Source organism: Stenotrophomonas sp. S39, assembly GCF_016624665.1.
GTDB lineage: Bacteria > Pseudomonadota > Gammaproteobacteria > Xanthomonadales > Xanthomonadaceae > Stenotrophomonas.
On the sequence record NZ_JACVTT010000112.1, the window covers coordinates 1 to 12,952 of the forward strand.

General features: G+C 65.6%; 12 protein-coding genes. 6 read left to right on the forward strand and 6 right to left on the reverse strand.

Going from position 1 to position 12,952, the window contains the following annotated elements; genetic code table 11:
• The first annotated feature begins 148 nt into the window (after positions 1–148).
• From IAE41_RS19890 to IAE41_RS19915, 6 genes are all read left to right on the forward strand, one after another.
• Entirely contained in the window at positions 149–598 is a 450-nt protein-coding gene (locus IAE41_RS19890; RefSeq protein WP_079222238.1) for an MgtC/SapB family protein, read from the forward strand.
• A 190-nt stretch (positions 599–788) separates the two neighbouring features.
• Complete coding sequence (lldP, locus tag IAE41_RS19895; RefSeq protein ID WP_200734289.1) at positions 789–2,447, forward strand: L-lactate permease; 1,659 nt, start codon at positions 789–791, stop codon at positions 2,445–2,447.
• 53 nt (positions 2,448–2,500) lie between these two features.
• On the forward strand, positions 2,501–3,265 hold the full coding sequence (gene lldR / locus IAE41_RS19900) for a transcriptional regulator LldR (protein ID WP_200734290.1): 765 nt from the start codon (positions 2,501–2,503) through the stop codon (positions 3,263–3,265).
• 18 nt (positions 3,266–3,283) lie between these two features.
• Positions 3,284–4,423, forward strand: a complete 1,140-nt coding sequence (gene lldD, locus IAE41_RS19905) for an FMN-dependent L-lactate dehydrogenase LldD (protein ID WP_200734291.1) — start codon at positions 3,284–3,286, stop codon at positions 4,421–4,423.
• On the forward strand, positions 4,420–6,126 hold the full coding sequence (gene dld / locus IAE41_RS19910; protein WP_200734292.1) for a D-lactate dehydrogenase: 1,707 nt from the start codon (positions 4,420–4,422) through the stop codon (positions 6,124–6,126). Before lldD ends, dld begins: the two co-directional genes overlap by 4 nt.
• Before the next feature lie 61 nt (positions 6,127–6,187).
• Complete coding sequence (locus tag IAE41_RS19915; protein WP_200734293.1) at positions 6,188–6,853, forward strand: hypothetical protein; 666 nt, start codon at positions 6,188–6,190, stop codon at positions 6,851–6,853.
• A gap of 9 nt (positions 6,854–6,862) precedes the next feature.
• On the opposite strand, the gene IAE41_RS19920 is transcribed toward IAE41_RS19915, so the two are convergent.
• The 6 genes from IAE41_RS19920 to IAE41_RS19945 form a co-directional block, all read right to left on the reverse strand.
• A complete protein-coding gene (locus IAE41_RS19920) occupies positions 6,863–7,168 on the reverse strand; it encodes an I78 family peptidase inhibitor (protein WP_200734294.1) in 306 nt (101 codons plus the stop codon).
• 82 nt (positions 7,169–7,250) lie between these two features.
• A complete protein-coding gene (locus tag IAE41_RS19925) occupies positions 7,251–7,808 on the reverse strand; it encodes a hypothetical protein (protein ID WP_200734295.1) in 558 nt (185 codons plus the stop codon).
• Between the two features lie 204 nt (positions 7,809–8,012).
• A complete protein-coding gene (locus tag IAE41_RS19930; protein WP_200734296.1) occupies positions 8,013–8,579 on the reverse strand; it encodes a hypothetical protein in 567 nt (188 codons plus the stop codon).
• Positions 8,580–8,826: 247 nt separating this feature from the next.
• On the reverse strand, positions 8,827–9,936 hold the full coding sequence (locus tag IAE41_RS19935; RefSeq protein WP_200734297.1) for a hypothetical protein: 1,110 nt from the start codon (positions 9,934–9,936) through the stop codon (positions 8,827–8,829).
• 2 nt (positions 9,937–9,938) lie between these two features.
• Positions 9,939–11,558 carry a hypothetical protein gene (locus IAE41_RS19940; protein WP_200734298.1) on the reverse strand — a complete coding sequence of 540 codons (1,620 nt, stop codon included), beginning with the start codon at positions 11,556–11,558 and terminating at the stop codon, positions 9,939–9,941.
• Positions 11,551–12,952, reverse strand: a 1,402-nt coding sequence (locus IAE41_RS19945) for a type VI secretion system Vgr family protein (RefSeq protein WP_234458881.1), incomplete at its 5' end; no start/stop codon positions are given. The genes IAE41_RS19945 and IAE41_RS19940, both read right to left, overlap by 8 nt.

The window sequence follows — 12,952 nt, forward strand, 5'->3', positions numbered from 1 at the left end:
GCGTGGGGGGTGTTCCCCCCCCCCCCCCCCCCCCCCCGGGGGCGCGGGCCCCCCCCCGCCCCTGGCGGGTGAACCGGCTGTGCTGGCACCTTCACTGTGATGCCACGGCCCTCGCGCCACGCTCCGGGAAAACGCCCGGAGCGCGCCAATGGAACTTACCCAGGACGTATCGATCCTGCTGCGCGTGGCCGCAGCGATGCTGTTCGGCGGTGTGCTGGGCGTCGAACGCGAGATGGGCAAGCACGCCGCAGGCCTGCGGACCCACATGCTGATTGCCGGGGCGGCGGCGCTGATCGTCGGCCTCGGTGATTCGGTGGCCGAGCACTTCCAGCAGGAGCGCTACCGCGACCTGCTGCAGGTCGACCCGGTGCGCCTGATCGAGGCGGTTGTGGCCTGCGTCGGCTTCGTTGCCGCCGGCACCATCCTGCGCGGCAACCGCGAGGACCAGGTCAGCGGGCTGACCACCGCCAGTTCACTGGTGATGGCTGCGGCCATCGGCATTGCCGTGGGCATCGGCAAGTATGTGATCGCCATCGGCGTCAGCGTGCTCTGCGTACTGGTGCTGGCGGTGATCCGGCGGGTGGAGAAACGGTTGTGAGTGTTCTTCAGATAAATGGTATGACCAATAATCCGTCTAGCCCTATGGTCTAATAGGCTCTGCGCACGATCGACGGTTCAATCTGCGTCCAGTGGCCTGCTGCTCTTCCTTATTGGTACGACCAATAGGAATGAAGGCCACGACGAACCACCGCAAGCGGTGGTGAACCCGTCCCCAGTCGAGAGCCTCCATGCAGCCCTGGCAACACCTGTACGACCCCGCCGGCAACCTGTGGTTGTCGAGCCTGATCGCGCTGCTGCCGATCGCGTTCTTCTTCATTGCCTTGGCCGTGCTGCGCATGAAGGGGTGGCTGGCCGGCACGCTCACCGTGGCCATCGCACTCGGCGTTGCCCTGCTGTTCTACCGGATGCCGCTGGCGCAGTCGCTGGGTGCGGCGGGCTACGGCTTCGTCTACGGCTTGTGGCCGATCGCGTGGATCATCATCGGCGCGGTGTTCCTCTACAAAGTCTCGGTGAAAACCGGCCAGTTCGACATCATCCGCGCCTCGATCCTGTCGGTCACCGAGGACCAGCGCCTGCAGATGCTCATGGTCGGTTTTGCCTTCGGCGCCTTCCTGGAGGGCGCGGCCGGCTTCGGCGCGCCGGTGGCCATCACCGCCGCGCTGCTGGTCGGGCTGGGCTTCAAGCCGCTGTATGCCGCTGGCCTGTGCCTGATCGTCAATACCGCGCCGGTGGCGTTCGGCGCGATGGGCATCCCGATCATCGTCGCCGGGCAGGTCACCGGCCTGGATGCCTTCGAGATCGGCCAGATGGCCGGGCGCCAGCTGCCCTTCCTCACCGTCATCGTGCTGTTCTGGATCATGGCCATCATGGATGGCTGGCGCGGCATCCGGGAAACCTGGCCGGCGGTGCTGGTGGCCGGTGGTTCGTTCGCCATCGCCCAGTACCTGACGTCCAACTTCATCGGCCCGGAACTGCCCGACATCACCGCGTCACTGGCCTCGCTGGTCTGCCTGACCCTGTTCCTGCGCCGCTGGAAGCCGGTGCGCATCTTCCGTTTCGACACCGCCACCAGTGCCGAGGCCGCCGCGCAGGCGCTGGACGCACCGCGCTACAGCGTCGGCCAGATCGCCAAGGCGTGGTCGCCGTTCCTGATCCTCACCGCCATGGTCACCCTGTGGAGCATCAAGCCGTTCAAGGCCTTGTTCGCAGCAGGCGGCCCGCTGCAGGGCTGGGTGCTGAAAATCCCGGTGCCGGGGCTGGACCAGATGGTGCAGAAGATGCCGCCGATCGTGCCGGCACCCCTGAGCTACGACGCGGTCTACACGTTCGACTGGTTCTCGGCTACCGGCACCTCGATCCTCCTCGCTGCAGTCATCGCCATCCTCGCCCTGCGCATGCCGGCCAGGGCCGCCGTGCAGACCTTCGGCGAAACCGTGCGCGAGCTGCGCGTGCCGATCTACTCCATCGGCATGGTGCTGGCCTTTGCCTTCATCGCCAGCTACTCCGGGCTGTCGGCCACGCTGGCGCTGGCACTGGCCCACACCGGCAAGGCCTTCCCGTTCTTCTCGCCGTTCCTGGGGTGGCTGGGCGTGTTCCTCACCGGCTCGGACACATCCTCCAACGCGCTGTTCTCGGCGCTGCAGGCGACCACCGCGCAGCAGATCGGGGTGTCTGACGTGCTGCTGGTGGCGGCCAATACCACTGGCGGGGTGACCGGCAAGATGATCTCGCCGCAGTCGATCGCCATTGCCTGCGCCGCGGTGGGCCTGGCAGGCAGGGAATCGGATCTGTTCCGCTTCACAGTCAAGCACAGCCTGATCTTCACCACGATGGTCGGCCTGATCACCCTGGCCCAGGCCTACTGGCTGACCTGGATGATCCCCTGAGCCATGTCGGGCAGGCTGACCCACCGCTGCATGCTTCGGGCGACAATGGCGCCATGAGCATGCAACGGGTTTCGGACAAGGTGGCCGCGCAGCTGCGCGTGCTGGTGCAGGAGCAGCAGCTGAAGCCGGGTGACCGGCTGCCGGCCGAGCGCGCGCTGGCGGTGCAGCTTGGGGTTTCGCGTACCGCGCTTCGCGAGGCGATCGCGCAGCTGGCCAGTCAGGGGCTGCTGACTGCCCGTGTGGGCGGCGGTACCTACGTGGCCGAGCCGGCCGCGCGGGCCCGGCAGGCGCTGGACGAGCCGCTGGCGCCGTACCTGCCGCTGTTCCAGGGCGATCCGGAATACCGCTTCGACGTGCTCGAGATCCGCCACGCGCTGGAAGGTGCCACTGCCTGGCATGCCGCGCTGCGTGCCACCGACGAAGACCGCGCGCGCATCGCGCAGGCCTTCCAGACCATGATGGATGCGCACGGCAAGGATGATCCGGCCGGCGAGGCCGAAGCCGATGCGGCGTTCCATCTGTCCATCGCCGAAGCCTCGCACAACCTGGTGCTGCTGCAGGTGATGCGCGGGCTGTTCGAGCTGCTGCAGACCAACATCTCGCAGAGCCGCGAAAAGCTCTACACCTCGGCCCGCACGTTCTCGCCGCTGTCCGACCAGCACCGCGAAATGATGGATGCGGTGCTGGCTGGCGATGCCGAACGCGCGCGCGCCGCCGCGCACGCCCATCTCGCGTTCGTGCACACCACGCTGCGCACCCTCGACGACAACGAGGCCCGGCGTGCACGCGCCTCGCGCCTACCTTCTCCGCATGGCTGATTACTTCCGGTTGACCCCATGATCATTTCCGCCTCCACCGATTACCGTGCCGCAGCGCGACGCCGCCTGCCGCCGTTCCTGTTCCACTACATCGATGGCGGCGCGTATGCCGAGCACACGCTGAAGCGCAATGTTTCCGATCTGTCCGACATCGCGCTGCGCCAGCGCATCCTGCGCAACATGTCCGACCTGAGCCTGGAAACCGAATTGTTCGGCGAGACGCTGGCGATGCCGGTGGCGCTGGCCCCGGTCGGCCTGACCGGCATGTACGCACGGCGCGGCGAGGTACAGGCCGCGCGTGCGGCCGACAGTCGCGGCATTCCCTTCACCCTGTCCACTGTCTCGGTCTGCCCGATCGAAGAAGTGGCGCCGGCCCTCCAGCGGCCGATGTGGTTCCAGTTGTACGTGCTCCGCGACCGCGGCTTCATGCGCAATGCGCTGGAGCGCGCACAGGCGGCGGGCGTGACCACCCTGGTGTTCACCGTGGACATGCCGGTGCCCGGCGCGCGCTATCGTGACGCGCATTCGGGCATGAGCGGTCCGAATGCCCCGCTGCGCCGCTTCGGCCAGGCCATCACCCATCCGCAGTGGGCCTGGGATGTTGGCCTGTTCGGTCGCCCGCACGACCTTGGCAACATCTCCGCCTACCGCGGCAACCCGACCGGGCTGGCAGACTACATCGGCTGGCTGGGCAGCAACTTCGACCCGTCCATTTCCTGGAAGGACCTGGAGTGGATCCGCGAGTTCTGGAAGGGCCCGATGGTGATCAAGGGCATCCTCGATCCGGACGACGCCCGCGATGCGGTGAAGTTCGGTGCCGATGGCATCGTGGTGTCCAACCATGGTGGCCGCCAGCTGGACGGCGTGCTGTCCACTGCACGCGCACTGCCGGCCATTGCCGATGCCGTGCAGGGCGATCTGAAGATCCTGGCCGATTCGGGCATCCGCAACGGCCTGGACGTGGTGCGCATGCTGGCGCTGGGCGCCGACACCGTGCTGCTGGGCCGTGCCTTCGTCTATGCGCTCGCCGCACAGGGTGAGGCCGGCGTGGCCAACCTGCTGGACCTGATCGCCAAGGAAATGCGCGTGGCGATGACCCTGACCGGCGCGCGTCGCATCGCCGATATCGGCCGTGACTCGCTGGTGAGCCTGCCATGAGTGGCCACGACGCCGTGCTGGCGCAGTTGCGCGATGCGGTCGGCAGTCGCCACGTACTGACCGGCGACAAGGTCACGCGGCGCTTTCGCCGCGGCTACCGCTTCGGTGATGGCCCGGTGCTGGCGGTGGTGCGCCCGGGCACGCTGCTGGAACTGTGGCGCGTGCTGCAGGCGGCAGTGCAGGGTGGGGCAGCGATCATCCTGCAGGCGGCCAACACCGGCCTGACCGGCGGCTCAACCCCGGACGGCGACGACTACGGCCGGCCGATCGTGCTGGTCAGCACCCTGCGCCTGACCGGCATCCAGCTGTTGAACGAAGGCCGCCAGGTGCTGTGCCTGCCAGGCGCAACACTGGACCGCCTTGAGCAGACGCTTGCACCGCTGGGGCGCGAACCGCATTCGGTGATCGGCTCGTCCTGCATCGGCGCTTCGGTGCTCGGCGGCGTCTGCAACAATTCCGGCGGCGCGCTGGTGCGCCGTGGCCCGGCGTACACCGAGCTGGCACTGTACGCGCAGGTCGATGCGCAGGGCACATTGCAGCTGGTCAACCACCTGGGCATCGCGCTGGGCGATACCCCGGAGCAGATCCTGCAGCGCCTGCAGGACGGGCAATACAGCGCGTCCGATGTGGGTGACGGTGAGGGCCGCGCCGCGTCCGATCCACGCTATGCCGAGGAGGTGCGGCGGATCGACGCCGATACGCCCGCCCGGTTCAACGCCGATCCCAGCCGCCATTACGAAGCGGCCGGTTCGGCGGGAAAGCTGGCCGTATTCGCCGTGCGCCTGGATACGTTCGAAAAGGAAGCCGCCGAGGTCTTCTACATCGGCAGCAACCGCACCGCCACGCTCACCGCCATCCGCCGCCAGCTGCTGACCGGTTTCGAGCGGCTGCCGATTGCGGGTGAGTACATCCATCGCGATGCCTACGACATTGGCGAGCGCTATGGAAAGGACACGTTCCTGTTGATCGATCGCCTGGGCACCGCGCGCGTGCCGGCCGCATTCGCGCTCAAGAGCCGCGTCGATGGCTGGTTCGAGCGACTGGGCCTGCGCGGGGTGACCGACCGGATGATGCAGGCACTGACCGGCCTGCTGCCCTCGCATCTGCCGGCGCGCATGGGCGAGTTCCGCCAGCGCTATGAACATCACCTGCTGCTGAAGGTATCGGCACAGGATGCCGCGGAGACCGAACGCTGGCTGCGCGAGTGTTTCGCCAACCACGAAGGTGGTTTCTTCCGCTGCACGGCCGAAGAAGGGCGCAAGGCGTTCCTGCATCGCTTTGCGGTCGCCGGTGCGGCGGTGCGCTACCGCGAAGTCCACCGTGCGCAGGTACAGGATATCGTGGCGCTGGACATCGCCCTGCGCCGCGACGACGCGGACTGGTTCGAATCCCTGCCGGCCGACATCGACGGGCGCCTGCTGCACAAGCTGTACTACGGCCACTTCCTCTGCCATGTGTTCCACCAGGATTACATCGCGCGCAAGGGCGAAGACCCGATGGCGATCGAGCACGCGATGTGGGCGCTGCTGGACCAGCGCGGTGCCGAGTACCCGGCCGAACACAACGTCGGCCACCTGTATCCGGCCAAGCCGGCACTGGCCGGCTTCTACCGGCAGCTCGACCCGAGCAACACGTTCAATCCGGGTATTGGCCACACCTCCAAGGCGAAGGGGTGGGGGAGCTGCGACTGCAACGGGCATTGAACATCTCCTGCGTTACCATCGCTGCATTCGCAAGGATGCGCTGCTGCGCAGAGGATGCCTGATGAGCCATGCCCCCGTTTCCCGAGCGCTGTCTGCCGCGCTGCTGATGATGCCGCTGATTGCTGCGGCGGCCGCGCCCAGCGCAACCGGCAGCCGCCTGGAAGCACTGTCACCCGTGCCCGCTGCTGCAGACAGTGCGGCGGACGGCGCCCGCTACTGCACCGAGGACCGCGCCTGGTGCGCGCAGGCGCTGCAGGCCGATGAGCCGCCGTTTGCCACGCTGATGGTGGAAGAAACGATGAGCGGCGCACGCGAACCGCTGAACCGTGCGGTGACCGTGGCCGTGCCTGAAGGCGCACGCCTTGCGGTGTGGCCGAACATCATCCGCCTGCCTGCCCACCGCGTGGAAGGCACTGAGGTGCAGGATGTGCTGGTCGCCGCGGTCGTGCAGCAGGAGGGAAAGCCTGCCTGGCTGCACGTGGGCCAGGTTCGTCACCTGGCCGATGATGTGCAGACCGACAGTGATCTGCTGGTGGTGCCGTCGCAGGCGGGGGCCAGCCTTGAGGTGCAGCCCTCCACCGATGCCCTGCCACAGTTGAAGTACCGCAGCGGCGAGCGTGCCGCGTGTGCCGCCGACCGGGTGTTCCGCAGCGTCGGCGGGAGCTACGTGCCCGACAGGCCGCTGCCGGCCTGTGCCAAGGTGGCCGGCCTGCCGCAGGCCCTCTAGGGCGCGCGGTTACTCGCAGCGCGCAGCGGTGATGATGTTGTTCTTGTCCATGTAGACCCGCAGGCGGTCCTGGCGGATGTCCTTGGTGGTGATGGTGGTCGGGCCGATCGGATTGACCAGGCCCGCGCCGCTTTCACGCGACAGCCGGCGCATGTTCTCTTCATTGCCCGGCTGGCCTACGGCCCACCCCAGCTGGCTGGCGTCGCAGAGGCCCGTGCCCTTCACCTGCGGGCCGGGCGTGCTGACACAGGCCGACAGCAGCAGCGGCGTGGCAAGGGCGGCAAGGGCGAGGCGGGCGATGCTGACTCGGGTCATCGGAACGGCTCCAGGGCGCATGATGGCGCCACCATAGCACTGCGCCCACGCTGTCGGCATGCGTTGGATCAAGGCGCGGCGTTCACGGCGCGCCGGCCGGGCCGCGCTTGATCGCTTCCCACACCGTGTCCACGTGCGCGCGCAGTGCCGGCGCAGCCGATGCCAATGCAGGATCGTCCTGGCGCTCGCCACCGAAGGGCGCGTCGCCCTCCACCTCCACCAGCGATTCGCCCCGCACTTCGTAGTACTGCTCCCCCTGGCGAAGGCCGATGCGCAGCTGCTGCGGGTCCACCCCGCCGCCACAGAAGCTGTGGCTGGCCAGGGTCAGCTCAGCGCGGCCATCGTTGTCGAGATCGGTTGCCGTCACCTGGTCCAGGAAATAACCCGCGTCCAGGTCCAGGCCTTCGCATTGGATCGGGTCGTCGACGCTCCACCGCGACGTCCAGGGCGCCGCCTGGTCCGCACGCCGGTACAGTTCCGCGCGCAGGGTGATCTGCTCCACCGGATCCTCATCACCTTCGGCGGGCATCGTGCTCTCGCTGCGGGAAAGCAGCAGCAGGCCTGCGCCGTCGATGTCGTGGAAGGGCAGCTGCTTCAGCAGCGTCCCCGAATGGAGATCTTCCAGCTCCGCTTCGGGCATCGGTGGGGTGACCGTGAATGCTGATGACGCGTCATGGGAACCACAGCCCGTCGCACTCAACAAGAGCATGCAGCTGAGCGTGAAGCCGCGGAGGCACGTCGCCGCAACGCCAGGCCTGGCGGGTGCCATCACGTCCTGGCCCGGACTCGATTTCATGGAGGGAGCTGTCATATCGGCGATCATCGAACAGGTACCCCGCTTCTGTCATTCATCCTGGGCCCTGCAGGCCACGGCCGGATCCAGTCCGGCCGGGCCGCGATACGTCGCCGTGCTGGGATCAAAGTTCAGCTGGATCTTTTCGGTGCGGACCGCATCGCCGCGGCCCTGCGGGCAGTTCCGCGTCGCTTCCAGTACCGGCCACGTGGCATGCGGCATGGCCGGAGCGGTCAGTGTCGTGAACTTTCCTTCCAGAAGCCGGATGTAGGTTCCGTCCCTGCATTGGGCGAGGACCAGCTTGTCGGTCACGTCGATATCGCCATTGCTGCTGCCGGCGTAGGTCAGGATGGCATCCTTGCGTCCATCCTTGTCCAGATCCGGCGTATCGCTCAGCGAGGTCTTTCCCTGTTGGCCGCTGTACGGGCAGCCTTCATCGTCGCCGGGCGGGCAGGCGCTGACGTGCTTCCCTTCCAGGGGAAGCAGCTCGATCCGATCATCAAGGGCGACCGCTGCGCAGGCGCGGTCCAGGGCTCCGGCGGCAGGCGGCCTGGCAGCGCAGGTGGCGGCCAGGCAAAGGCCGGCCAGCAGCGGGGCGGCTTGAAGAACGGAAGGCATTGTCATACTCCCGTGGTACCGAAGTGGAAGGCGCTGCGGCCAAGCCTGACTGATGGCGACGTCGTCGTGGTGTGTCCACAAGGATGGTCGCCGCACCCTCGATGCAGCCTGCCGTCCGTTGAGTCCATTGGGGCGTGTCCTGTCTGACTCAGCGTACGACCAAGGAGAAGCGCAGTAGTGACCTGCTGCTGCGCCGCCGGTTTGGCCATGCGGTTGCCGTTCCCACTGGTGGGTTGGCAGCAGAACGTCAACCCAATGCCGGCGGCGACTGGTCTGCGGCCCAGATCCAGAAGGTGTCACCCCAGTCGCTGTTGATGGCGGGGAACACATCGCCTTCCTTGAAGAAGCGCCGACTGCCTTGTGCAGGCGTGTACCACCAGCCGGCCACAGGCACCGGCTTGCCGGCGGCGACTCGGTCCGGCCGGCGGTCCGGTCGATCCGTGCCGGCGTAGCTGCCGTCGATATCCTCGAATTCATCGGCAATGCGTTCGACGAAATACCATTCGCAATCCTGCTGATCGAAGGACTCGGAAGCGATGACTGAGGGTGCCACTTTCGCCACGTCAGCCTGGACGTCGGACCAGCCGTAGGGATCCAGGTGCCGGTTTGCATCGAGGAAGCGATAGAAGGCTTCGGTATCCCCCCACATGCGTTCTCGACCGATCTGCTTCAGAACGGCTCGTCCAATATCGTTGGGGGCCATGGCCGGGCAGAGTTCTCCGTACCCACCGGTCCATGCAAACTGAAGCGAAGCCATGGGGTCGTTCTTGGCGACGTAGATACCCGTGCGCGGAGGAACCTGATTGGTCCGCACGACAAAATCTGTACGGACACGGAATTTTGGAATTCGATGTGAGTCGATCACGCCCTTGTTCCACAGCAGCCAGAATGAGAAGTCATTCGCGACCGGAGGGCGAGCGACTATGCCGGAGATCTCCCGTGCATAGGTGAAGACGCTTTCGGCGCTGTCGCGGAACAATTTTTCCTGTTCCGGTGTCGCCCACGCCATCTGGTAGGCGTACTCCTCCAGCATGCGAGCACATTGGTGCTCGCCTGCACCTCGATACCGCTCGATCGAGCGCAGCGCTATGTCTTCAACTACGCATTCCCGGAATTCCATCAGTGCAGGGTACGCATACGTCGAAAAATGCGACGCCGTATCCTGTGATTCCCAACCCGCCAAGGCTCTGCCAGCTGTATCCAGATGCGAGCGCTCATCAAGCATCTGGTCGGTCATGGCCAGCAGGCCATCGATCTGAGGCAGCAGGCCCTTCAGATACTCCATCGAGGTGAAATGATGGATAAGGGCGGCTTGGCGCTTGTGCCACGGATTCAGTTCCAGATATTGAATTTTCATGTTCAGCGGTTCATTTTCTGGCCGGAGATGTTCGGCAGGCCCAGCTTTACATCATTCATTTGAGTGCCAAAGTCCGTTGTCCCCCAGCCGGTGTCCATTGGGCCGAGAATGCGGGGGTTGTTGATCTTGGTCCGCAGGCTGACGTACTTCACCTGCTCATGCGGGGGTAGCAACTTCCACTTGTCATAGGTCATGCTGCTCCTGGTCATGGCACCGGTTGTTTCATTGACCGCGTAGTACTCCGAACTGTCGGCCAACGTCCTCTTTCCCGGCGTTCCGGCAGCGTCGTACTCAAATGCGGCATCGAACTTGATCTGCTCGTAGCCGCCTTCAAGGTGGTGATCGGGCAGAGTGTCTTTCTTCTGGGCAGATGCCGGACCGCGCCATACCTTCAGTTCTTCACCTGCCTTCAATTCATAGACGACGAACTGCCCATTGGGGTTCCAGTCAGGCCAGACGGCCAGATTCTTTCGCCAGGTGGCCCTCGGGTCGGCTGACTTCATGATCGTATTGAAGACTTCTTCGGTAACCCAGTCCGCACCGGCGCTGAAGTTCGCCGGTGAGACCACGCGATAGAGCTTTGCTGGTCCCTTGATGGTATCGGCGCGCATGCCTTTGGCGAAGCTTTCGATCTGGCCATTGGTCAATTTCGGGAAGCCCTTGTCCGCCATCTCGTCGACACGTGCACGATGATCAGCGGGCTTCAACGGCATATTCTTCGTTGGCTTCCCCTTGCCAAGCCACGACGGGGACGGATCAACCCGCCGCATCAATGAAACGGCATGCGCCTCGGGCAGCGTGCCGGTGAAATGGAAGTTGCCCGCGTTGACGATGCCGCGGCGCTGTACCAGGTCTTCGAATTCAAGGCGCTTGATGATGGCATCGAGAATGTGCTGTACGGGCGCCAGCACCTGGCCGATGTAGTTGTCTGCAATCTTCCGGATGCCAACGACGAGGTCGATGGTCTCCTGTGCGCGGCGCCCCACCAGCGGGATATCGGCGACCTTGCCCAGCAGGTTGCGCATCAGCAGTACCGCACGATCAAAGGCCTTCAGCAGCTGTGCTTTGGTCACCAGTCCACGCACGACACGGGTCTGCTTTGCCAGCTCATGGAACACGCGGTCCCAGCGCATGGCTTTCCAATACTTTGCGACCTCGCGTCGGCGCAGAAGCGTGATGACCCAGCTCATGGCCTCATCGACGGCGCGGACAAGATGGTTCAAGCCGAAGCGGCGGATGAAGAGGAAGAAGATCTTCAGCACACCCTTCAGCAGAGAGCCCAGTGTGGGGATCAGGCCGATCAGGGTCAGGACAAGCGCGATCCACGCCCATGAGTTGCTCTTGTCGTCGTTGATCTGCTTGCAGTTGGCAATGATGTCCCGGACGTCGCAGACCTGGTCCACGCCGGGGATCATGGATATGGCGGTATCAAATACGATCTGTCCGGTGGTGCGTTCCTGGTTGAAATCACCCTGGATTGATTCCCACAGCCACACGAAGACATTCTTGCCGCCATCTACAGCGCTCTTGTACTGCTCGCTGATGAAGGCAAGTGCTTCGCGAAGCTGCTGGAGTGAGACGGGGGCTGCCTGGTTCGGGAGATCTGCGCGCGGATCACCCATGACCGGTGCCCTGCTGGGGAGAGACGATCAACTCCAGGTCAGGCCACTTGTCTTCCGGGTCAGGTTTGCGGGGTTCATACACAACCTTTTCCACTTCCTGCTTCTGGATGGGCTCGTGGTGGGCCTTGCCCTGATCATCCAGCTCGCCCTTGATGACGGAGCCGTTCTTGAAGTGAATTTCGTAAGGGGTGCCTGCCATGGCCTGTTGTGTCTCCACATCGCGGTAATCCAACGCGATCCAGTCGGGAATGTCCTGAAGCCCTCCAGGAAGCGGAGGAATGAACGGGGCAGAGCTCTCTCCCCCCATGAACGGATGCTCACCCGCCTTGACCTTGAACTCACCCGGGCAGCTGAACGTGATGTTCCCGCCTTCCAGCGTGATCGCACTGCTGCCGGCCTGCAGCACCACCTTGGTCTGGGCCAGCACGTCGATGCGGTCGTCGGTGGCGGTGATGGTCAATGCCTGGTCGCTCAGCAGCTCCAGCTCGCCATCGTTGGCCTGCAGGCTGACCGGCCCCTGCGCGGCAATCACCCGCAGTGGGCCGCTCTGCGCGAACAGCGAAACATGCTCGCCGGACACGGTGGCGATGGTCTCGCCGGCGCTGACGTGCAGGTCCTGCTGCACGGTCATCTGCAGGTTCTGCCCGGCATAGGCCACGGCGCTGGCCGGGGTGGTCCAGGCCACATGGTGCGGGGCTTCGGCCAGCAGCAGCGGTTTGCCCAGTCGTTCCACCGGCTGCTCGCCGGGGCTGCGGCCATCGCTGCCGGGCTTCATCGCGTTCTGCCCGTTCACGTCGCCGCTGTAGCGGCCCTGCGCCTGCGGATCGATCTGCTCGCGCAGCTGTTTGGTGCGCTCGAACTCGGCCAGGCCCGGCACCTGCTGCTGGCCCAGCGTCTGCTGCATCTGTTCCAGGCTGCGCTCGGCACCCTTCAGCTGCGACACCACGCTGGCGTTGTCCATCACCGTGGAGCCGGCGCGCTGCTGCAGGCTGGCCGACAGCAGCAGGCCTTCGCCGGCGTGCACGTTGCCCCAGCCCTGGGTGGCCAGCTCGAAACCTTCGCCGCGCAGGGCGCCGCGGGCAGTGTCCTGGTGGGCGATGAGGTAGCCCAGCTCCAGCCGGCTGTCGGCCAGCGAGCTGTGCAGGCGCGTGCGCAGCTGGCCGGGCGTGTCGTCGATCACCCACTGCTGGGTGCCGCTGCCGTCATGGGCCTGGGTATGCAGGCCGCTGAGCACGCCGGGATGGCGGGCGTTCTCGTCGATGCCGCCGCCAAAGGGCGGGGCCACTTCGCCGTTGTACAGCTGGCCGGTGATGCGCGGCTGGTCGATATCCCCGTGCAGGAATTCCACCAGCACCTCGGCGCCCACGCGCGGCAGGAAGGCGGTGCCCCAGTTG

Bases quoted from the DNA above. Each gene is read 5' to 3' on its own strand.
- IAE41_RS19890 (WP_079222238.1), top strand. From the start codon at position 149: ATGGAACTTACCCAGGACGTATCGATCCTGCTGCGCGTGGCCGCAGCG.
- lldP (WP_200734289.1), top strand. From the start codon at position 789: ATGCAGCCCTGGCAACACCTGTACGACCCCGCCGGCAACCTGTGGTTG.
- lldR (WP_200734290.1), top strand. From the start codon at position 2,501: ATGAGCATGCAACGGGTTTCGGACAAGGTGGCCGCGCAGCTGCGCGTG.
- lldD (WP_200734291.1), top strand. From the start codon at position 3,284: ATGATCATTTCCGCCTCCACCGATTACCGTGCCGCAGCGCGACGCCGC.
- dld (WP_200734292.1), top strand. From the start codon at position 4,420: ATGAGTGGCCACGACGCCGTGCTGGCGCAGTTGCGCGATGCGGTCGGC.
- IAE41_RS19915 (WP_200734293.1), top strand. From the start codon at position 6,188: ATGAGCCATGCCCCCGTTTCCCGAGCGCTGTCTGCCGCGCTGCTGATG.
- IAE41_RS19920 (WP_200734294.1), bottom strand. From the start codon at position 7,168: ATGACCCGAGTCAGCATCGCCCGCCTCGCCCTTGCCGCCCTTGCCACG.
- IAE41_RS19925 (WP_200734295.1), bottom strand. From the start codon at position 7,808: ATGCCCGAAGCGGAGCTGGAAGATCTCCATTCGGGGACGCTGCTGAAG.
- IAE41_RS19930 (WP_200734296.1), bottom strand. From the start codon at position 8,579: ATGCCTTCCGTTCTTCAAGCCGCCCCGCTGCTGGCCGGCCTTTGCCTG.
- IAE41_RS19935 (WP_200734297.1), bottom strand. From the start codon at position 9,936: ATGAAAATTCAATATCTGGAACTGAATCCGTGGCACAAGCGCCAAGCC.
- IAE41_RS19940 (WP_200734298.1), bottom strand. From the start codon at position 11,558: ATGGGTGATCCGCGCGCAGATCTCCCGAACCAGGCAGCCCCCGTCTCA.